Origin of the sequence: Pseudoglutamicibacter cumminsii, from assembly GCF_003143995.1 — a bacterium.
Classification (GTDB): domain Bacteria; phylum Actinomycetota; class Actinomycetes; order Actinomycetales; family Micrococcaceae; genus Pseudoglutamicibacter; species Pseudoglutamicibacter cumminsii_B.
In genome coordinates this window covers 1-19,359 of the sequence record NZ_QFWG01000014.1, presented here as the reverse complement: position 1 = coordinate 19,359, position 19,359 = coordinate 1, and the positions used below count along the sequence as shown (strand labels likewise).

Annotated in this window: 17 protein-coding genes; 12 read left to right on the top strand and 5 right to left on the bottom strand. The window is 61.0% G+C overall.

Annotated elements, in window-relative coordinates; translation table 11 throughout:
* Positions 1–99 precede the first annotated feature (99 nt).
* The 3 genes from CAY35_RS08815 to CAY35_RS08805 are packed head-to-tail and all read left to right on the top strand — an operon-like array spanning position 100 to position 3,033.
* Positions 100–1,248, top strand: coding sequence for an ABC transporter permease (locus CAY35_RS08815; protein ID WP_109304249.1), 1,149 nt, complete (start codon positions 100–102; stop codon positions 1,246–1,248).
* Positions 1,241–2,278: an iron chelate uptake ABC transporter family permease subunit gene (locus CAY35_RS08810; RefSeq protein WP_109304248.1), complete on the top strand. Its 1,038-nt coding sequence runs from the start codon at positions 1,241–1,243 to the stop codon at positions 2,276–2,278. The genes CAY35_RS08815 and CAY35_RS08810 overlap by 8 nt, the downstream gene beginning before the upstream one ends.
* Complete coding sequence (locus tag CAY35_RS08805) at positions 2,275–3,033, top strand: iron ABC transporter ATP-binding protein (RefSeq protein WP_109304247.1); 759 nt, start codon at positions 2,275–2,277, stop codon at positions 3,031–3,033. Before CAY35_RS08810 ends, CAY35_RS08805 begins: the two co-directional genes overlap by 4 nt.
* A gap of 29 nt (positions 3,034–3,062) precedes the next feature.
* Here CAY35_RS08805 and CAY35_RS08800 read toward each other — a convergent pair whose 3' ends face one another.
* Positions 3,063–4,319: a mechanosensitive ion channel family protein gene (locus tag CAY35_RS08800; protein ID WP_109304246.1), complete on the bottom strand. Its 1,257-nt coding sequence runs from the start codon at positions 4,317–4,319 to the stop codon at positions 3,063–3,065.
* A 217-nt stretch (positions 4,320–4,536) separates the two neighbouring features.
* Between CAY35_RS08800 and CAY35_RS08795 the strand changes: the two genes are divergently transcribed.
* Positions 4,537–5,817, top strand: a complete 1,281-nt coding sequence (locus tag CAY35_RS08795) for an acyl-CoA dehydrogenase family protein (RefSeq protein WP_109304245.1) — start codon at positions 4,537–4,539, stop codon at positions 5,815–5,817.
* A 23-nt stretch (positions 5,818–5,840) separates the two neighbouring features.
* On the opposite strand, the gene CAY35_RS08790 is transcribed toward CAY35_RS08795, so the two are convergent.
* The gene (locus CAY35_RS08790) at positions 5,841–6,632 is read right to left on the bottom strand and encodes an alpha/beta fold hydrolase (RefSeq protein WP_181377549.1); all 792 of its coding nucleotides are present in this window, start codon (positions 6,630–6,632) and stop codon (positions 5,841–5,843) included.
* Positions 6,633–6,711: 79 nt separating this feature from the next.
* Between CAY35_RS08790 and CAY35_RS08785 the strand changes: the two genes are divergently transcribed.
* The 7 genes from CAY35_RS08785 to CAY35_RS08755 all read left to right on the top strand — a co-directional run bounded on the left by CAY35_RS08785 (position 6,712) and on the right by CAY35_RS08755 (position 13,752).
* Positions 6,712–7,950, top strand: a complete 1,239-nt coding sequence (locus CAY35_RS08785) for an AI-2E family transporter (protein ID WP_109304243.1) — start codon at positions 6,712–6,714, stop codon at positions 7,948–7,950.
* A 14-nt stretch (positions 7,951–7,964) separates the two neighbouring features.
* Positions 7,965–8,363 (top strand): RNA-binding S4 domain-containing protein, encoded by a 399-nt coding sequence (locus CAY35_RS08780; RefSeq protein ID WP_109304242.1) that lies wholly within the window; start codon positions 7,965–7,967, stop codon positions 8,361–8,363.
* A 277-nt stretch (positions 8,364–8,640) separates the two neighbouring features.
* Positions 8,641–8,844: a cold-shock protein gene (locus CAY35_RS08775; RefSeq protein WP_035756264.1), complete on the top strand. Its 204-nt coding sequence runs from the start codon at positions 8,641–8,643 to the stop codon at positions 8,842–8,844.
* A 208-nt stretch (positions 8,845–9,052) separates the two neighbouring features.
* Positions 9,053–10,603, top strand: a complete 1,551-nt coding sequence (locus tag CAY35_RS08770; protein ID WP_258265727.1) for an FMN-binding glutamate synthase family protein — start codon at positions 9,053–9,055, stop codon at positions 10,601–10,603.
* Positions 10,604–10,769: 166 nt separating this feature from the next.
* Positions 10,770–11,690, top strand: a complete 921-nt coding sequence (locus tag CAY35_RS08765; RefSeq protein ID WP_109304240.1) for an LLM class flavin-dependent oxidoreductase — start codon at positions 10,770–10,772, stop codon at positions 11,688–11,690.
* A gap of 179 nt (positions 11,691–11,869) precedes the next feature.
* Positions 11,870–12,955, top strand: a complete 1,086-nt coding sequence (locus tag CAY35_RS08760) for an enoyl-CoA hydratase/isomerase family protein (protein ID WP_109304239.1) — start codon at positions 11,870–11,872, stop codon at positions 12,953–12,955.
* The gene (locus tag CAY35_RS08755; protein WP_109304238.1) at positions 12,955–13,752 is read left to right on the top strand and encodes an IclR family transcriptional regulator; all 798 of its coding nucleotides are present in this window, start codon (positions 12,955–12,957) and stop codon (positions 13,750–13,752) included. Before CAY35_RS08760 ends, CAY35_RS08755 begins: the two co-directional genes overlap by 1 nt.
* Positions 13,753–13,824: 72 nt before the next feature.
* On the opposite strand, the gene CAY35_RS09905 is transcribed toward CAY35_RS08755, so the two are convergent.
* Together CAY35_RS09905 and CAY35_RS09900 are read right to left on the bottom strand one after the other, a co-directional pair.
* On the bottom strand, positions 13,825–15,870 hold the full coding sequence (locus tag CAY35_RS09905) for an aldehyde dehydrogenase family protein (RefSeq protein ID WP_258265730.1): 2,046 nt from the start codon (positions 15,868–15,870) through the stop codon (positions 13,825–13,827).
* A complete protein-coding gene (locus CAY35_RS09900; protein ID WP_258265726.1) occupies positions 15,837–17,435 on the bottom strand; it encodes a proline dehydrogenase family protein in 1,599 nt (532 codons plus the stop codon). The genes CAY35_RS09905 and CAY35_RS09900 overlap by 34 nt, the downstream gene beginning before the upstream one ends.
* Positions 17,436–17,736: 301 nt before the next feature.
* Between CAY35_RS09900 and CAY35_RS08745 the strand changes: the two genes are divergently transcribed.
* Positions 17,737–18,000, top strand: a complete 264-nt coding sequence (locus CAY35_RS08745) for a GlsB/YeaQ/YmgE family stress response membrane protein (protein WP_109304266.1) — start codon at positions 17,737–17,739, stop codon at positions 17,998–18,000.
* A gap of 112 nt (positions 18,001–18,112) precedes the next feature.
* On the opposite strand, the gene CAY35_RS09655 is transcribed toward CAY35_RS08745, so the two are convergent.
* Positions 18,113–19,359, bottom strand: a 1,247-nt coding sequence (locus CAY35_RS09655) for a DUF7507 domain-containing protein (RefSeq protein ID WP_445934051.1), incomplete at its 5' end; no start/stop codon positions are given.

Here is a 19,359-nt window from a genome sequence, read left to right as displayed (position 1 = left end):
CATGTCAACCATTCGGCACGTCAACCATAGGGAACAACCGGAACGCATGATTCGAGCACGTCGCTCCATCGTCGCCTCATGATTAACTCGGTAATAACCATGAACAAAACGACAGCCAACACACCGCCCCGGGCGAAGCTGAAGCCTTCACCGGGGCCTCGCCGTGTCACCTTCGGGCCAGCCGATAAATCGTTCGCGACCCGCTGGTGGGTCCTCCTCCTGGCATTCGCCGCAGTCATCGCGCTCGCAGGCGTCTCACTCTTCGTGGGGGCGGCCCCGCTGTCCGTCTCCGATCTGCTCAATGGTGACAAAGCAGCGGAAGAGGTCTTTTGGATCTCACGCGTCCCGCGCACCGTTGCCGCGCTCCTAGCCGGCGCCGCCGTCGCGATCTCCGGCCTCATCATGCAGCAGCTGGCACGCAACCGCTTCGTTGAACCGAACATGGTCGGCTCGACCGAATCCGCGATGCTCGGCATCCTCGCCGTCACGATCTTTGTTCCAGCCATGCCGGTGATCGGCAAGATGGGCGTGGCCACGGTTTTCTCTCTCGTCGGCACCGCACTGTTCCTCGCGATCATCAACAACCTCCCGACGCGCGCAACACTCCTCATCCCGCTGGTTGGCATCATGCTCGGCGGCGTCGTATCGGCGGCCGCAACGTTCGTCGCCTACCGCAACGACCTCCTTCAGACCCTCAACGCATGGATGATCGGCGACCTCTCCGGAATCATCCAGGGCCGCTACGAACTGTTGTGGATCGTCGCGGTCGTCGGCCTCGTCGGCTACATCGCTGCGGACCGGTTCACCGCGGCCGGGCTCGGTAGCGACTTCTGCACATCGATCGGGATGAACTATCGCGTCACCGTCCGCCTCGGTATGGCTGTCGTTGCTCTTATCTCAGCGGTGACCGTGACAACCGTGGGTGCCCTCCCGTTCCTGGGCCTCGTGGTCCCTAACCTCGTTTCTGTTCTTGTGGGCGACCACCTGCGCCGCGCAGTCCCGTGGACCGCGTTGATCGGCGCCGGCATGGTCCTGGCATGCGACATCGCCGGCCGCCTCATCCGGATCCCATACGAAGTTCCGGTGGGCATGATCATGTCCGTGTTGGGCTCCATCGTGTTCCTCAGCATGATCATTCACCAGCGCTACCAGAACGTTCCGCCGTCGTCGAAGAAGCGGGCCCGCCAGGCGGCTAAGAAGGCCGCCGCGATGCGCAAGAGCGCTGCACAGGAGGCTGCACATGGCTGACCAGAAGACGATTGCAACACCGTCCCCCACCCTGGATGAGCTGGTCGCTCAAGGTATGAAGGCTGAACGGCGCGATGCGCGGCGTGCGTGGATCTGGATTGCCGCGATGGGTGCTGGGCTCGCGATTGCGGTCGCGTTCTTTTTGACGTGGGATCTCCTGGGGGCATTGGACTTCGCGTTGAAGCTGCGCGGCACCCGTGTTGGCGCGATGATTGTGTGCGCGGTTGCGGTGGCGGTTTCGACTGTCGCGTTCCAGACGGTCACGGCCAACAGGATTTTGACCCCGTCCATTATGGGTATGGACGCGCTCTATATCTTGTTGCAGACCACGGCGGTATTCATTTTGGGTGGCACCGCATGGATGACCGCTTCCCCGCTACTGCGCTTCGGTATCGAGCTGGGGCTCATGGTCCTGTTCGCGGTTCTGCTGTACCGCTGGATGTTCACCGGGCGCACCGCCAATCTGCACTTGATGCTGTTGGTCGGCATCGTTTTGGGGACGTTGTTCCGCGGCATTTCGGCCCTTCTGCAGAAGTTGCTGGACCCGAGCGAATTCACGCAACTTCAGGACCTATTCTTCGCGTCGTTCAACCGCGTTGACCCTACTCTTCTGGGTGCCTCTGCTGTGGTTGTCGCCGTGGCCGTGTTCTTCGCGTGGCGTATGCGCCGCACCCTGGACGCGATGGCGTTGGGGCGTGACATGGCAACCAGCCTCGGCATCGACCACCAGAAGGTCACGACCATCGTGCTTATTTTGTCTGCGGTTCTGGTTGCTACGTGCACCGCTTTGGTCGGGCCGATCACGTTCTTCGGCCTGCTTGTGGTTTCGCTCGCGTATCAAGCTCTCCCAGGGGCTGGTCACGGGACCTTGTTCATTGTTTCTTCGCTGATCGGCGCGGTCGCTTTGGTCGTGGGTCAGTTCGTTGTTGAGCGGCTTGCCGGCCATTCGACCACGTTGTCCGTTGTGATTGAGTTTGCTGGTGGCATTGTGTTCATCACGCTGTTGCTGAAGGGATCGCTGAAGTCATGATCGAAATCAAGAACGTTTCCAAGCAGTACGGCGCCACGACTGTGGTGGACGATGTCACGACGGTGATCCCGGCGGGTGGGCTCACGAGCATCATCGGCCCTAACGGCGCCGGCAAGTCCACGCTGCTTTCGATGGTTTCTCGCCTGATTCCGATGGAGGAAGGCAGCGTCACGGTCGATGGTTTGGACGTCTCGAAGACGCCGTCGAAGGCCTTGGCGAAGAAGCTCGCTATTTTGCGGCAGGACAACCACGTTTCGTTGCGGTTGCGTGTGCGCGACCTCGTGGGTTTCGGCCGTTTCCCGCACAACGGTGGTCAGGCTACTCGTGAGGACCGCGCGATCATCGCGCAGGCGATGCAGGAGATGGACATTACTCCGCTCGCGTTCAAGTACCTCGACGAGCTTTCGGGCGGCCAGCGTCAGCGCGCGTTCATCGCGATGGTTTTGGCGCAGGACACCGACTACATCCTTTTGGATGAGCCGCTCAACAACCTGGACATGCGTCACTCAGTGGAGATGATGAAGCTCATGCGTCGCCTTGTCGATGAGCAGGGTAAGACGGTGGTTGTGGTGCTGCACGACATCAACTTCGCCTCAGTATATTCCGACACGATTGTGGCGATGCGCGATGGCCGTTTGGTTCAGCAGAGCACCCCGGAAGAGCTCATGACGACCGAAAAGCTCGCTGAGGTGTATCAGATGCAGATCCCGATCCACGAGATCGATGGCAAGCGCATCGGCGTCTATTTCGGTTAGGCGGTTGGCGGTTAGACGGCGTTGGCCGGTTAGGCCGCGCCGCCGCCACCGATGACCTCCGGGAGGGAGCCTGGGTACTTCGTCATGACTTCGTGGACGAGGTTTTCTCGGATGTAGTTTCTGAGGTCCCATAGGTCGCCGGGGTTACGGGCGCTCAACATGACGGTGAGTTCCATGTTGCCGCCGGCGGCGTTGGTGACGACCGTTTCGCCAACGCGTCCATCCCAGAGGTCGGTTGCATCCAGCAACTGTTCCACGCGTTTGCGGAGCGCCGCAACCGGCGCATCCCAGGCGAGGTCGAGAACTACGGAGCCGTTGATTTCTTCGCCGCCGCGTGACCAGTTTTCAAACGGCGTGGTGGTGAAGTATGTCGAGGGCAGGATCATTTTCCGCCCGTCCACGAGCTTCACGACAACGTAGGTCAGCGTAATTTCCTTGACGTTACCGCGCTGCCCTTCCACGACCACGATGTCTTCTACACGGAGCGCGTCACTGAACGCGAGCTGCAGCCCCGCGAACACGTTGGTCAGCACGCCTTGAACCGCGAGGCCAGCTACCACCGAGATCAAGCCCGCGGACGCGAGGACTGTTGCGCCCATCGCGCGCACGCTCGGGATCATGAGCAGCACCGCACCCACGCCGAGCACGAGCACGATCGCCGTCACGAGGCGTCGCATGAGCGTCATTTGGGTGCGCAGTTTGGCTACTTGGCGCGGATCGCCGGATTCTTCGTAGTGGACGACCACGGAGACTTCCACGACCGAAAGCACGGTCACAGCAAGCCACGTGATGGACGCGACGGCCGCGACTTTGAGGATCACGGCGAGCGCAACCGCGAGCTCTTTCTCCTCGATGACGCCCGGCGTACCGAACATAAGCCCCACGGAGAGCAGCAGGCAGAATACGGGGATCTGGAGGCGTCCGAGCTGTTCTTTGACGCGTGGGCGTTTCCGCAAGATCCGCGCAAGGATGAACCACACGAGCCACGTGATGATGAGCGCAGCGACGATCGGGATGCCGAAGGCGAGCCATGGCCGCAGGGTGGATGGTGCGTTTTCGACGATGGGCTCGAGGCCTGGCAGCGTGGGCTCGCTTGGGTCTGGTTCAAGGAAACCGCTGGGGCTTGAGCTGGGTTCTGCGGAGGGGCTGGATCCCGTGGATGGTTGCGAAGATTCCGATGCGTCTGGGCTTGCACTGTCGCTGGCCCCGTCGCTTGCACCGTCACTTGCCTTGGGGCTCGCTTTTTCTGCGGGCAGGGCTGTGAACCAGTTCGCTAGGAATCTCATAGGTGTCAGCGTTTCACATGTTGCTGGTGGATGCCTAGATGCGCGGTGAAGTAGGTCTGATCACTCGTGTTTTCACGCGTCTGGATCTGGTCAAATTCGCGCAAAATGTTAGGCTGATCACATCTGGTTACTTACGGGTAACTCAAGGTTTTATTTCAGCTCAGGGTTTTACTCAAACCCTGCCGCCCGTTGCCTTCTTCTCGTTTCAGGAGTTCCCATGTCTGACGCTTCCTCCACCGCTCCACAGCCTTCCCCTTCCCGCCCGGCTTCGCTCACAGAACCTGATTACGATCTGTACCCAACCGGTCCTGACGCACCGAATGTCGACCCGGCGGGCGTCTTCAATGACCTTCCGGAGGCCGCTCAGGCTGCGCGCGAACGTGCCCGTGCTTTCGCGCTTGAGAAGGTTGCGCCGGTCATCGACGATTTTTGGCATCGCGGCGAGTACCCAGCCCACCTGACTAAGGAGCTGGGCGAGGCTGATCTGCTGCGTGACGGCATCGGGGTCGATGGCCGCGAAGGCTCAAGCCGCCTCGAAGCCGCAATGGTGGGCATGGAACTTGGCCGGGTTGACTTGTCAGTGTCGACCATCGTCGGCGTCCAGGGTGGTTTGGCGTTGCGTTCGGTTGATTTGTGCGGCTCGAAGGAACAGAAGCAGAAGTGGGGCCCGGCGCTCGCTGAAGGCAGTGTTGCGGGCGCGTTTGCGTTGACGGAGCCGACTCACGGCTCCGATTCGATCGGCCTCGAAACTTCGGCCACCAAGGTCGATGGCGGTTGGCGCATCACTGGAGCCAAGAAGTGGATCGGTAACGGCGCTATCGGTCCTGAGTTTGGCGCTCCTGCGATTTCGATTGTGTGGGCCCGCGATACCGACGACGGCCAGGTCAAGGGCTTCATTGTTCCGCAGGATTCGGAGGGCTACAGCGCGTTCCATTTGAAGGAGAAGCTGGCTTTGCGTTGCTTGTGGCAGGCGGAGATTGACCTGCAGGATGTGTTTGTTCCGGACGAGAACGTATTGCCGGGCGCGCAGTCGTTCAAGAATACGGCGCAGGTTTTGTTTGCTACCCGCCTAGGTGTTGCGTGGGCGGCTGTTGGTGCTGCGATGGGCGCGTACGAGGTGGCTGCGCAGTATGCGAGCAAGCGGACTCAGTTTGGCCGTCCACTCGCGCATTCTCAGATTGTGAATGAGCGTTTGGCGCGCATGCAGTCCACCCTCGTGCAGGCGCAACTTTTGGCGCGTCACTGCACTGAGTTGGAGGATCGCGGGGAGCTTTCGGGTGAGCTCGCATCGCTCGCTAAGTTCACCGCTACGCGTGCGGCTCGCTCTATTGCGGCCGATGCGCGTGACCTGTTGGGCGGCAACGGCATCTTGATCAAGAACCGGGTGGCTCGTCACTTCGCGGACATCGAGGCGCTACACACGTATGAGGGCACGGAAACGGTTCAGGCCCTGTTGATCGGCCGTGGCGTTACGGGCAAGTCGACCTTCACCGGCTAGGCCAGGTACTAACCCAGCCCCATCTAAGCCGTTCCTGGGTAGTTCTTGTCCAGGAACGGCTTGATGACGGCGAGGTTGTCTTGCGCGTAGAACAGCGTTCCGGCGTGGTTGCGGCCAGGTAGCGGGTGGAAGCGGCAGTTCTGGGCGATCTGCGCCTGGTCCTGCGAATCGGCGTAACGCCGCGGGTCTTGGTCGCCGGCCATCGCGAGCACTGGCGTGCTGACTTGTGCGATGAGCGTGTCCGGAATGCTCCTCTCGGCGTCTTCCATCTCGGCGAACATCGCGTAGAGGGCTAGAGGATCGTTGGATTTGAACGCGAGCGCTGTGGCGCGGTCAAGCCCCGGCCCGAAGCCCGCAACGAACGCGTCGATGTCGCCGTTTTTCAAGGTTTCGAGGTAGCCGGGAAAGAAAATATTCTTGATCTCACCGGTTTGCTTCCGGTGGCTTCCGGCGAGCGCAACAAACGCTGCGAACCGGGTCGGGACCGTCGTCATGAGTTGCCAGCCTGTGCGTGCGCCGAGTGAGTAACCGACGATTCCGGCGGTTGCGATCTCTTCAGCGTCCATGACCGCGAGGACGTCTTCGGCCAGGCGCTCCATCGCATACGCAGACGGTTCATGGGGTTTATCGGACTTCCCGTGGCCTCGCGCATCGATGCGGATGTGGCTGTAGCCAGGCAGCCCTTTGAGATAGCCGAGTCCGCGCCAGATAACTCGCGACAAAGCGGACCCGTGCAGGAAGATCAGCGCTGGCCCTTCGCCTGTCACTTCGTAGTAGATGCGGGTTCCGTCGGTGGGGTTGATTGCGTAGCTCACGAGTGTGGATTCTAGCGAAAGCGTCCCGCTTGACGTCACCGGCCGGCTAGTGAAGCCGTAAACGTGCCAAGATAGAGCTATGAATCAGCACGAAACCCGCACCCATATCCCCGCCGCGGCGCAGAAGCCAGCGGAGGTCTCCGGTAGCACGGAGGCCAACACGTCTCACGGCTTGCCGACCGTAGAGGGTCTACCTAACCCGTGGAAGGACCGCTGGGGTCGCGCGGGTGCGCGGAGCGCGCAGGTTTTGCTCATCATCGCGCTGGCTTCGGTGTTGATTTATGGTCTGATCCAGGTTTCTGTTCTGGTGATCCCCGTTCTGTTGGCGACGATCCTGGCGTGCGCCGCGTGGCCGGTGATCGAGTGGCTTCGCCGGCGGATGTCCGATACGTGGGCCGCGGTTGTCGTTGTGGTGGCCACCGTTCTGGTGTTGGGCGGTGTCGTCGGCGGCGTCGCAGCGACGATCGCTACACAGTGGAGCGGCCTGGTGGATTCGGCGGTGCAGGGTTTCAACCAAGCGCGCGATCTCGCCAATAAGGTGGGCATCCAGTTCAACTCTGGCCAGATGGATGAAGCGCTCGAGCAGGTCAAGAAGTTCTTGACCAGTTCAACGTTTAGCACGGGTGCTGTTGCTGGCTTGTCGTCAGCGAGCACATTCTTTGCTGGCATGGGTACGTTCATTGTCACGATCGCGATCTTCTTGCGTGATGGCGACAAGATCTGGAGTTTCCTGCACTCGTGGGTTCCGGAGTCGGCGCAGCCTACGTGGCACACCGCTGCGGTGCGTGCGCGTGACACGTTCGGCGGCTATGTGCGCGGTACCGCGATTATTGCGGCGGTCGATGCGGCAGGTATCGCGCTGGTCATGCTCGTCTTTGGCGTGAAGCTGTGGTTCCCGCTGGGCTTGGTTGTTTTTGTTGGCGGTTTCATCCCGATCGTGGGTGCGTTGGTCAGCTCGATCCTCGCGGCTTTGGTCGCTTTGGTGACGAATGGCTGGATTCCTGCTCTTGCGATCATCATCGGTTCGATTGTGGTGAACCAGTTGGAAGGCAACTTCCTGCAGCCGGTCGTTATGGGCTCGGCGTTGCGGGTTCACGCTCTCGTTGTGTTGTTCGCTTTGACTGCCGGCACGGTGCTTGCTGGCATCATCGGCGCATTGCTCGCGGTTCCGCTGACCGCTGCGGCATGGGCCGTCATCAAGGTGTTTACGGGTAGGGAGTCCAAGGTGGATGACCTTGCGTACCGCCAGCGAAAGAAGCGGGTCCGGAAAATCGCTAAGAAGCGAGCTAAGCGAGTCAAGCAGCTCGCACAAAGCTGACTGCTGGCACATTCATGAAGGCTCGTATCGATGCATGGTTGTGGTCCGTGCGCGTGTACAAGACGCGCTCGGAGGCCACAGCTGCGTGCCGGGCAGGACATATTCGCGTCAACGGTGATCCCGTGAAGCCGGCGTATGCGATCAGGCCGGGCGATAACGTCCGCATTCGAAGGCACGGTTTCGACCGGCATCTGCAGGTCGTGAAGCCGCTGGTCAAACGCGTTTCTGCACAAGTAGCGGCGACCGCATACATCGACCACACTCCGGAGCGCGTCAAACCTGCGATTCCCGCGGTGCCTGTCCGGCCACGCGGATCCGGCCGCCCCACGAAAAAGGAACGCCGCCAGATGGATCAGTTGCGCGCATCGTGGGTTCCTTCTGTTGAAAACATCGAGGATCTAGACCTCAGCTGAGGCCGCACCCGCGCCTCACTCGCACCGAGTCCGCCCCAGCTGGCTCGCGTTTGCCGCTCGACTGCCTTGTGAATGAGCTGTGAGTGCAGCGGGGCGCTAGAGGAAAGCGCGCCGATAAAGTAGCGTGAATCGTACGCCTGTGCATCTGCAGGCAGATCTTGTTCGCCGAAGGCAGTCCGGACCGGTCAGCACGCCGCGAGTCAAGGTAGTAACACCGCCCACACCCTGGGCATTAGCCCAGCACACAAAGGCTGGGCGCAGAAAGGACAAAGCTCGTATGGCTTCTGGAACCGTCAAGTGGTTCAACCCGGATAAGGGTTTCGGTTTCATCGCTCCGGATGACTCTTCGGATGACCTGTTCGCTCACTTCAGCGCAATCCAGACGACTGGTTTCCGCACTCTCGAAGAGGGCCAGCGCGTGGAATTCGTTGTAGCTGAAGGCCCTAAGGGCCTGCAGGCTACGGAGATCACCCCGCTCTAAGCGCAGGTTCACTCAACTCATTCTTAAGCCCCGATGCGGCGCAAGCGAACACTTCAGTGTTCAGCCTGCGTCGCATCGGGCGTTTAATGCACGGGCGAAGATCGAGCTGCGGGCACATCGGCGGCGATTTATCCGTGTGTGACCGTGCTATCTACCCGCTGGAAGGGATAGCCTGGGACTATCTCACCTCGCCAACAAGGGGATGACTGTGGCAAGCAAGAAGCTCAAGAAGCGTACGTGGGCAGCGATCGGTGCCGCCGCTGCCGTGGGCGGCGTAGCTGTTCGCGATCTCATCCAGAAGAAGAACGCCGTTCTGCGTAACTACCCCGTGCTGGGGCACGCGCGGTACCAGCTGGAGAAGATCCGCCCGATGATCCAGCAGTACTTCATCGAACGCGACTGGGATGGCCGTCCGTTCGATAAGACGACGCGTGACCTTGTCAACGCACGCGCCGACGGCAAGAAGGCCGAGGAGGCTTTCGGCACGTTGGCTGAGGTCAACGAGGTTGGTTTCGAGTGGATGGTTCACTCGATGAACCCGCTTGAACCGCCACAGACTCCGCCACGCGTTGAGATTGGTGGACCGGACTGCTCCAAGCCATACTCGATGTCGCTGTTGAACATCTCCGCGATGAGCTTCGGTTCCCTCTCGGGTAACGCGATCAAGGCCCTCAACAAGGGTGCGCGCATGGGTAACTTCGCGCACGACACCGGCGAAGGTGGCTTCACGCCGTACCACCAGCAGGGCGGCGATCTGATCCTTGAGATCGGTACAGGCTACTTCGGCGTCCGCGATCAGGACGGCAAGTTCGACCCGGGGCGTTTCCGCGATGTTTCGAGCAACGAGCAGATCAAGGCCGTCGAGATCAAGCTGTCCCAGGGCGCTAAGCCTGGCCTGGGTGGTGTTCTGCCTGGTCCTAAGGTGACCAAGGAGATCGCGGAGATTCGCGGCATTCCTGAGGGTGTGAAGTGTGTTTCTCCTCCTGGGCACTCGGCGTTCAAGACCCCGACCGAGCTCATCGAGTTCATCGCCAAGACGCGTGAGCTTTCCGGCGGCAAGCCGACCGGCTACAAGCTGTGCGTGACGTCGGTCGAGGACGTCTTGGCTATGTGCAAGGCGATGATCGAGGTTGGCACGGCGCCGGACTTCATTGTGGTCGATGGCGCTGAGGGCGGCACTGGTGCTGCTCCGGTTGAGTTCGAAACCCACATGGGTATGCCTCTGACCCAGGGCTTGATGATTGTGCACAACGCACTCGTGGGCGCTGGCTTGCGCGACAAGGTCAAGATCGGCGCTTCCGGCAAGATCGCTGAAGGTAACGCGATCGTCAAGCGCCTGATTCAGGGTGCTGACTTCACAAACTCGGCGCGCGGCATGATGCTCGCGCTGGGTTGCATCCAGTCGTTGCGTTGCGCTGAGGGCACGTGCCCGGTTGGTGTGGCTACGCAGAACCCTCGCCTTGAGCGCGGCTTGGATGTGGATGTGAAGGCTGAGCGCGTCTACAACTTCCACCAGGCGACTGTGGCTCAGGCGGTCAAGATCATGGCTTCGATGGGCGTGACTCGTGTTGAGGACCTCTCCCCTGCGATGCTGCGCCGCAACGTCTCGCCTGACAACAACGATTCGTTTGCACGCCTGTTCACGTGGCTTGAGCCGGGTGAACTGCTCAGCGATTCCCCACGCATGTGGAAGGAACACTGGGAGAACGCGAGCTCGAGCCGCTACGGATTGGGCAACGCCAAGACGGCCCGCGCATAAGCAGACCGCCCGCGCATCGGAATATTTCCACTGAGGCCGCCGTTGAACTAGCTACTATGGCTACTTCAACGGCGTCCTCTTCGTCTTCTGTTCCAACCAAAGCTCCGGCGTTGTCCTTGCTGGATCTTGTTCCGGCCCGCCGCAATGACAGCCACAACAACCGTTTATGAATGCGGTTGAGCTCGCGCAGGCGGCTGAGCGTAGCGGTTACGAAACCATGTACTACGCCGAGCACCACAACATGAGTGAGATCGCGTCGACGGCTACCGCGGTTTTGATGGGGCACGTGGCCGCACGCACTGAAACTTTGGGGGTAGGCGCGGCTGGCGTGATGCTCACGAACCACGCGCCGCTCGTTGTGGCCGAGCAGTTCAAGATGCTCGAGGCGCTCTACCCTGGCCGGATCCAGTTGGGTCTGGGCCGCGCTCCAGGCACGGATCAGGCTACGGTGCGCGCGCTGCGCCGCTCCCCCGACGCGGCAGAGCACTTCCCATCCGATGTCATGGAGTTGCTCGGTTATCTGGATGGGCCGTCGCGCATCCCTGGGGTTGAGGCTTATCCGGCGACACCGGATTCCACTATCCCGGTCACGATTCTGGGTTCCTCCCTCTATGGTGCTCAGCTGGCGGCAAAGTTGGGCCTCCCGTATTCGTTTGCGTCGCATTTTGCGCCGACGCACCTGCATGAAGCCATCAAGGTGTACCGCGAAGAGTTCAAGCCGTCCGAACGACTGGACAAGCCTCGCGTCACGGTCGCGGCTGGCGTTGTGGCGGCTCCGACGGCATCTGAGGCTAACGATCAGTTCCAGTTCGCGTTGCGTCGCCGCGTCCAATCGATGCTGGGACGGAACCGTTCGCAGCCATTCAACGAGGCTGAAATCGATCAGATTTTGCAGATGCCCGCCGGCAACCAGGTGCGCAACATGATGAGCTACTCCGCTGTAGGGACGCCGGAGCGAGTGGTTGAGCAGTTGCGGCAGATGGCCGAGGAGACTCAGGCTGATGAGTTAATCCTTTCGCACCATGCGATTAGCCACGAGGACCGCCTGGCATCCGTCATTTCCACGGGTGAGGCGTGGTCGAAATAGGCCTCCAATTGTCCGGTACACCGGATAGTTAAGCGCGGAATTACAGTATTTTTATTCAATTACAGAACGAATGGTCGGTAATTCGGCCTCCGGTGTCCACAATTCGCACATTGTGATGTTACTCACGGGTCATTCCGGGTTACTATGACCATAGATCAACCTTGGAACCGGAGAAGCTCATGTCGATACACAGCGAGCACGTAGATGTCAGCGTGCATCAAGGGTTGGGTCTGATCCGCCTGAATCGGCCTGACAAACTGAACGCCCTCATGCCCGATATGGTCGAGGCCGTTCACAGTTCCCTGCGCGCTTGGCGATACAACGGTGACGTCAAAGCGATCGCGCTCCTTGGCGAAGGCCCCCGCGGCTTCAGCGCAGGCGGCGACCTACAGAATTTCCGGCGCGCACTACTCGCCGGCGAGGCCGAACAGATGCTGGGCATCCTCGCCGCCGAGTTCGAGCTCGCCGCCGCCGTCCAGACCTACCCTAAGCCTGTTGTTTCTTTCATGACCGGCGTGACGATGGGCGCGGGCTTTGGTATCGCATCGGCGGCTTCGGTGCGGATCGTGACCCCGGATTCGCGGCTTGCGATGCCGGAGGTGCGGGTCGGCTATGTTCCCGACGTCGGTGGTTCGCTGTGGCTCGGCCGTGCGCCGGGTCGGATTGGCGAGCACCTTGCGTTGACGGGTGATTCCATCGGTGCGGGTGACGCCGTTGAGTTCGGTCTCGCGGATTTCTGCATCGCGCAGGATGCGGTTGAAGAGGTTTTGTCTTCGATTGCTGATTTGTGTGCGTTGCCAGGGCAGGACTTGGCGATGGGCTTGCAGATCATGCATGGGGTTCCGCAGCATTCCGAACTGAATGTTCAGCGTGCGTGGATTGATGAAGCGTACGCGGGCAGCGATGTCGCGGAGATTCTGGCGAAGCTGGATGCCTCACCATGGCCGGCTGCGGCGGAGGCCGCTGAGCGGATCCGAGCTAACTCCCCGATTGCGTGCGAGACTGCGCTGCAACTCGTGCGGGAGTCTCGCGCCGAGGATGAGCTGCGGGGCGCCCTTGAGCGCGAACATCGCGCCGCGTCTTACGTCATGGACACCCCTGATGTTGTTGAGGGCATCCGCGCGCTACTCGTTGATAAAGATAAGGCGCCACGGTGGTCGGTGCCGCGGGCTGACGACGTCGATACTGACCGGATCGCACGCATGCTTGAGCCGCAGGACGATGAGCTTGGCCTATGGGATGACGGCGAGGAAGGTGGCTGGTGATGAGCGACGTCAGCCAGGCAACACGCAACGAGCCCATACTTGAGCGGGCCGTCCGGATTCTGGATTGCTTCGATCATCGACATCCGACCCTCACGGTTGCCCAGATCTCTGAGCTCTCCGGGATCCCACGCACCACGACCTACCGGATTGTGAACCAGCTGGAAGAGCTGGGTTTACTGCTCCGGGACGAGCATGGCGAATATCTGCCAGGTTTACGCTTGTGGGAGATCGGAAACCGTGGGTCATGCATCAAGACGGTGGCTCAGGTAGCCCACCTACACATGCTTCATGTACACAGCATCGTGCGCACGGGCGTGCATTTCTCGATCCTTGAGGATAACGAGATGCTCATCGTCGAGTACGTGTGCGAGCAAGAGGGAGCCGATTACATTGGAGTCCACCGCGGCATGCGTCTCCCCGTGCACGACACGGCGACCGGGATGGCAACACTCGCTTACTCATCCATGTCGGTGGTTTCGGAGTACATGGAAGAACACGGCGAAGCGATGACCACAGCGCACCCGCGGCTGCGCCACGAGGTCGAGACGATCCGCAGCCAGGGATACGCCCGCTACCCCGGTTTTGTTCACGAGAACACCGAAGTCCTCGCCGTACCGGTGATAGGCCCTCACGGGCATGCGATCGGCGCTATAGACGTGATCCTCGCGGATCCAGCCGAGGAACCTGCCTCGCTGATTGAGAGCCTCCAGAAAGCCTCCAGTAGCATCACGCAGGAGATGCTTGAGCGTGTGGGCACGTTCCTCCCGCCGAAGGTACCTAAGCTGCCTGGACGCTGATAGTCCCGTATACATCGTTTGTGGCCCGCTCGAAGGTTTCGAGCGGGCCACAAACGTCTGGGCTAGGTCACATCACAAGCGAGTGACGTCGCCGAGCGCCTCGCGAGCGAGCTTGTTGACCGTTCCGTAGCGGTGCGCGGTCATCGTCACAGCCTGTTCGCGGACGAACGGCAACATTTCGATGCGGCCCGAGCGGGTCACCGGATGGTCGTTGACGGAGAGGTCAGGGGCCTGCGTCGTCGCTTCGAAGGTGGCCTGAGCCAGGGCTTCCATCTCTGGGGTGCCTTCCCGGCCGATCAGGCGCACGCGACTGCCATCTGGATTCTCAGATAGCTTCGCGCAGGTCTTGAGCCACGCCTCTTCGCTCTGGACGACAACCTCGGCACCCAGCTGACGGTAGGCGTCAGCGATGCCAACGGGCGCATCAGCTGGAAGCGAGACTTCCATGCGCTGCTTAGCGGCGGTGCCTACGCGGTCGGTGACTGCACGAAGTACGCGCCAGCCAGCCGCAACCACACGGGCGAGCCGCACAAGGTCTTCTTCCTCGACCGTGGCCACACGCATCCGGACCATGACAGGGCGGTAGCGCAAGCCGTTGACCTCAACGTCGAGGCCTGTGGCATCTTGGAGGCCTTCGAAGAAGCTGATGTCCGCGTCGTCCTGAACGAGCGCCGGTTCGAGCCAGGCGCGTGCTTCTTGCGCGAACGTGTGCACGAGCATCGAATAGTGCGGGGTAGAGACGATGACGCGGCGGTCCACTGGGCCGAGGCCGTTGCTGGAGTCCTTCCAGCGCAGCATAGATGGGACGTAGTTCGGGCCACCGGCCTTGGTTCCGGTTCCGACTGCGGACTTCTTCCAGCCGCCGAACGGCTGACGCTGGACGATCGCGCCGGTGATGCCGCGGTTGATATAGAGGTTGCCGGCCTGAATGTTTTGCTGCCAGTAACGGATTTCCTCGGCATCGAGCGAGTGGATACCACTCGTGAGTCCGTAGTCGATCTGGTTGACCCATTCGACGGCTTCTTCGAGGGTTTCAGCCTGCATCACGCCGGTCACAGGACCGAAGTATTCGGTGAGGTGGAACTCGGATCCGGGCTGGACGCCGGCGCGGATGCCTGGGGAGAACAGCTTGCCGGAGTCATCGAGCGGCTGTGGCTTGAGGACCCACGTCTGCCCTGGCTCCAGCTGGGTCAGTCCGCGGCGCAGCTTCTCGCCTGGCTTCTCGATGACCGGACCCATGATCGACTCCGGGTTCTCCGGGTAGCCCACCACGAGCGACTGTGCGGCGTCGACGATCTGGCGGTGCAAGCGATCGGAACGGCCTGCCTGGCCCACAAGGATCACGAGCGATGCCGCGGAGCACTTCTGACCGGCGTGACCGAACGCGGAGTCCACGATGTCCTTTGCCGCGAGGTCGTAGTCAGCGGATGGGGTCACGATGATCGCGTTCTTACCCGAGGTTTCCGCGAAGAGCGGCAGGCCTGGACGCATCTCGTGGAAGGCTTGCGCGGTTTCGTACGCGCCGGTCAGGATGACGCGGCCCACGCGTTCATCGGTGATCATCGCATCGCCCAGGTCGCGCGAGGAGGCGTCGATGATCTGCAGGATGTCGCGCGGCAGGCCGGCTTCGTCGAGGGCTTCCCAGATGCATTCGGTCAACACCGCGCCGCAGCGGATCGATGCGCGGGCCGGCTTGATCACGACCGCGCTGCCCGCGGCGAGCGCGGAGACGGTCGAGCCGGTTGGGATCGCGACTGGGAAGTTCCACGGCGGGGTCACGAGCGTGACCTTGTCCATCTCGGCTTCCGCGCCGGCATAGTTGCCGAGATTGCGCGCCTGTTCTGCGTAGTAGTTGCAGAAGTCGATGGCTTCGGAGACCTCAGGGTCACCCTGGGCCAGCGTCTTTCCAACTTCGGAGCCCATGACTTCGAGCAGGTCCGCGCGGCGGGCCTTCATCTTGTCACCGGCGCGGTGCAGCACGTCGGCACGCTGGTCTGCGCTGAGTCCCTGCCACACGTCGGCAGCCCTCTGGGCGGCGTCGTAGACCTCGTTGAGTCGGGCGGTGTCCTTGACCTTCGCGCCGGCTACCGTCTCGTTGCCGAGGGTACTGGTCGGGATCTTCTTGAGGATCTCTCCGCCCCATAGGCGGTTCCAGGCGAGGTCCGGGTCGGTGTCTGGCTCGTTTGTGAACGTGCGTCCCAGGTTGGCTTGCTGAAGTCCTCTTCGTTGCGGTCCTGGAAGCGGCGCGGAACTGGCGCCTCGGTCCATTCTGACAGGATGCTGACAGATTCACGGAAGCGGTCTTCTTCCTGCTTGAACGCGGCAGGGTCATCGTCGAGGTTGAAGACCTCGGACATGAAGTTATCCTCAGTCGCGCCCTCTTCGAGGCGACGCACCAGATAAGAGATCGCAACATCGAACTCATCCGGCTTGACCACCGGCGTGTAGAGCAGAAGCCGACCCACGTCCTGCCGCACGGCCTGGGCTTGCTGGCTTGCCATGCCCAGAAGCATCTCGAATTCGACGTCCTTGCCGCCCGGTTCGATGCCGCGAGCACGCATGAGGTGCAAATGCAGCGCGATGTCGAAGAGGTTGTGACCTGCGATACCGAGGCGAACGTTCTTGACATGGTCTTTGGTGAGCGCGTAGTCGAGGATCGCCTTGTAGTTCGCGTCCGTGAGCTGCTTGGTGGACCACACCGTCTGGGTCCAGCCGCGCATCTGCGCTTCAACCTGTTCCATCGGGAGGTTCGCACCCTTAACGAGGCGGACCTTGATCGGGGCGCCACCGTTAGCGACGCGTTCGGCCGCGAAGCGCTGAAGGCGCTTCATCGCGGCGTAGGAGTCCGGCAGGTATGCCTGCAACACGATGCCGGCCTCGGTGTTCTTGAACTCGTCTTCGGCCAGGAGTTCGGTGAAGACCGCGAGCGTGAGGTCGAGGTCTTTGTATTCCTCCATGTCAAGGTTGATGAAGGTGCGCGGGCTCGAGTTGTTGGCTGCACGGTAGAGCGGGCGCAGGTGCTCGACGATGTCGTTGACGGCTTCATCGAAAGCCCACGGGCTGTGCGGGGCTACGGTCGCGGAGACCTTGATCGACACATAGTCAACATCAGGGCGTTCGATGAGTTCCTTGGTTCCCTTAACGCGGTGTGCGGCCTGCTCTTGGCCGAGGATCGCTTCGCCCAGCAGGTTGATGTTGAGGTCGATGCCCTCGGTGCGCAGCGCCTTGATAGCTTTGGTGAGCTTGTCTGGGCGGGCGTCGACGATGAGGTGGGAGACCATGTTGCGCAGTGCCGCGCGTGCCGCCGGGATCACGACGCGCGGAGCTAGCTTGCCGAGGGTACCGCCGGCTTTCACAGCGCTCTGCAGATACCACGGGAGGAAGGCTGGAACTTTCGCGGCGATTTCGTTGAGTGCCTTGGCCGCGGCGGCAGCATCTTCGGTGCGGATCACGCGGTCGACGAAGCCCACGGTGAAGTCGAGGCCGTCAGGGTCGGAGAGCACGCCGGCGAGCTGTTGCGCCGCTTTATCTACGGGGTAGTCACGAGCAGCGGTGAGCCAGTCACGCACTTGCTGTACGGCCTCGTCTGTGAGGTCCCATGGGCGGACCATGCCTTGCATCTCTGACCCGTGCCAAGCGATGGGCCGGCGGGTGATCGATTCAGCCGTGTGACGTCCCGTCATGCGTACGCGCTCCTATCTTTTGAGCCGCTCGGAATCTGAGGCGCTCGAGCGTCTCGTGTCCGTCGCGTGGATGTTTCCGTCGTGTATTGCACCGCCATGATAGACAGAACGCCGACTTACTTACATCCGTCATTTATCATTCGGTAGAAATTACTATCCACTGAAAAATCTACCTAACAGTAGCGATGCTTACGGCGTAATTTCCGCTGTTTCCTCGCTATTTCTCAGATTTGCCGTAGGCTCGTAGATAGATGGCGCCCTCACCTTGGGGGTGTCCTATATATGAAAGGCGGTGTTGACCGTGGGTTTTCTAGGTTGGATTCTCGTAGGTCTAATTGCCGGTGCAATCGCTAAGGCCATCATGGGCGACCAGATGGGAATCATTGCAACCATCGTGGTTGGCATCTTGGGCGGCCTGCTCGGCGGCTGGCTTGGCTCCGTTATCTTTGGCACGGGTACGGGCACCTTCTTCGAGTTGCGTACGTGGATTTGCGCGATCGCAGGAACGTGCATCTTGCTGGGTATCTTGGGTATCTTCTCCCGAGGCTCGGCTCGTGCTAAGTAATCGATAGGTTTTCTGAGCTTCGAACACGAGGCTTTAAAAGGGGTGCCGCACCAGGTTGAACCTGGTGCGGCACCTTTTTGTTGCTAGCTAGGGCAACTATTCGTGGTGGGCGTTATGCCTTCTGTCGGCGCGCTACCAGCAAGAGCGAGGTAGCGAAGCCGATAGCTGCGAGCCCGGAGATCATCCACGGGGTAACCTCCGCACCTGTGCGTGCCAACGGCGGGTTCCCCGGCGCTGGAGGCTCCGACGGCACTGGTGGCTCGCTCGGTACCGGTGGCTCACTTGGAGTTGGTGGTTCCGTTGGAGGCACGTTCGGTACCGGGGTGTGAGCGTTCGCAGGGTCGTCGTTGGAGCGTACCGGGGTTTCCGGCTGCTCCTTCGGCGTTGGCTCGCCCGGGATTGGATCCTCTGGGGTCTGCTGTGGTGGCACACCTTCCGCGTATGCAACGTTCAAGTGCTTTTCACCGTCTCCGGTTGGGGCCTTGATCTTCGTTGCGCACATGGTCGATTCTCCTGGCTGCAGAACCGTGGATTCACAGGTGACTCCGTCAACGCGGATGTCGCCTGCTGGGTCCTTGATCGCATCGTGTACGCGGAGGTCCTTCAGCTCGACCTTGCCGGTGTTGGTCACCTTGTAGGTCACGTCCATCATCGAGCCTGGCTTGACGGCAACTGAGGTTTCCTCGGTGTTGGCGTCTTCGCCGTTGATGTACTTGATGATGTGCAGCGACGGTACGAGGCCATGCGCTTCGTCTTCGTCGGTGACTGGCTCGCCTGGTTTACCTGGCTCGCCTGGCTCACCTGGGATCTCAGGAACGCCCTCGACAGTACCGACGTTCACGTGGTGACCGCCAGCCTTAGGTGCCTTGATGGTTGCAGTGAAGACTGCGTATTCACCTGGCTCGAGGGTTCCGTTGAACGCTCCGGCTTCTTCGCCGTTTGCGTTGTACTTCACCTTCGGAGCCTTGATGTCCTTCGTGGCTACCTTGTCGTCGGTTACCTTCACATCGTTGAGAGTGACGTCACCAGTGTTGCGGGCGATGAACGTGATGTCCATGTCCTCGCCTGCGCGGACAAACGCTGCCTCATCGATGGTGTTGGCGTCGTGGCCGTTGATCTTCTTGATCAAGCTGATCGCTGGCTTGCCTTCCTTGATGACTGGAACGCAGGCGTCGTTGTTCTCAGGCCCATCGGAATCATCTTCCATGGCGACCTTGTTGAACAAGCCCTTGGCAGGGTTGCCCTCGCCAACGGTTTCACACTCGCCAACAGCAACCCAGTTGACACCGGAAGCTGCGACATCACCAGTCAGGGTCACTGTGAAGGTCTTAGCCTGACCAACTGCGAGCTTCACGCCCT

Bases quoted from the DNA above. Each gene is read 5' to 3' on its own strand.
- CAY35_RS08800 (WP_109304246.1), bottom strand. From the start codon at position 4,319: ATGAGATTCCTAGCGAACTGGTTCACAGCCCTGCCCGCAGAAAAAGCG.
- CAY35_RS08760 (WP_109304239.1), top strand. From the start codon at position 11,870: ATGTCGATACACAGCGAGCACGTAGATGTCAGCGTGCATCAAGGGTTG.
- CAY35_RS08815 (WP_109304249.1), top strand. From the start codon at position 100: ATGAACAAAACGACAGCCAACACACCGCCCCGGGCGAAGCTGAAGCCT.
- CAY35_RS08795 (WP_109304245.1), top strand. From the start codon at position 4,537: ATGTCTGACGCTTCCTCCACCGCTCCACAGCCTTCCCCTTCCCGCCCG.
- CAY35_RS08805 (WP_109304247.1), top strand. From the start codon at position 2,275: ATGATCGAAATCAAGAACGTTTCCAAGCAGTACGGCGCCACGACTGTG.
- CAY35_RS08810 (WP_109304248.1), top strand. From the start codon at position 1,241: ATGGCTGACCAGAAGACGATTGCAACACCGTCCCCCACCCTGGATGAG.
- CAY35_RS08775 (WP_035756264.1), top strand. From the start codon at position 8,641: ATGGCTTCTGGAACCGTCAAGTGGTTCAACCCGGATAAGGGTTTCGGT.
- CAY35_RS08785 (WP_109304243.1), top strand. From the start codon at position 6,712: ATGAATCAGCACGAAACCCGCACCCATATCCCCGCCGCGGCGCAGAAG.
- CAY35_RS09900 (WP_258265726.1), bottom strand. From the start codon at position 17,435: ATGACGGGACGTCACACGGCTGAATCGATCACCCGCCGGCCCATCGCT.
- CAY35_RS08780 (WP_109304242.1), top strand. From the start codon at position 7,965: ATGAAGGCTCGTATCGATGCATGGTTGTGGTCCGTGCGCGTGTACAAG.
- CAY35_RS08765 (WP_109304240.1), top strand. From the start codon at position 10,770: ATGAATGCGGTTGAGCTCGCGCAGGCGGCTGAGCGTAGCGGTTACGAA.
- CAY35_RS08755 (WP_109304238.1), top strand. From the start codon at position 12,955: ATGAGCGACGTCAGCCAGGCAACACGCAACGAGCCCATACTTGAGCGG.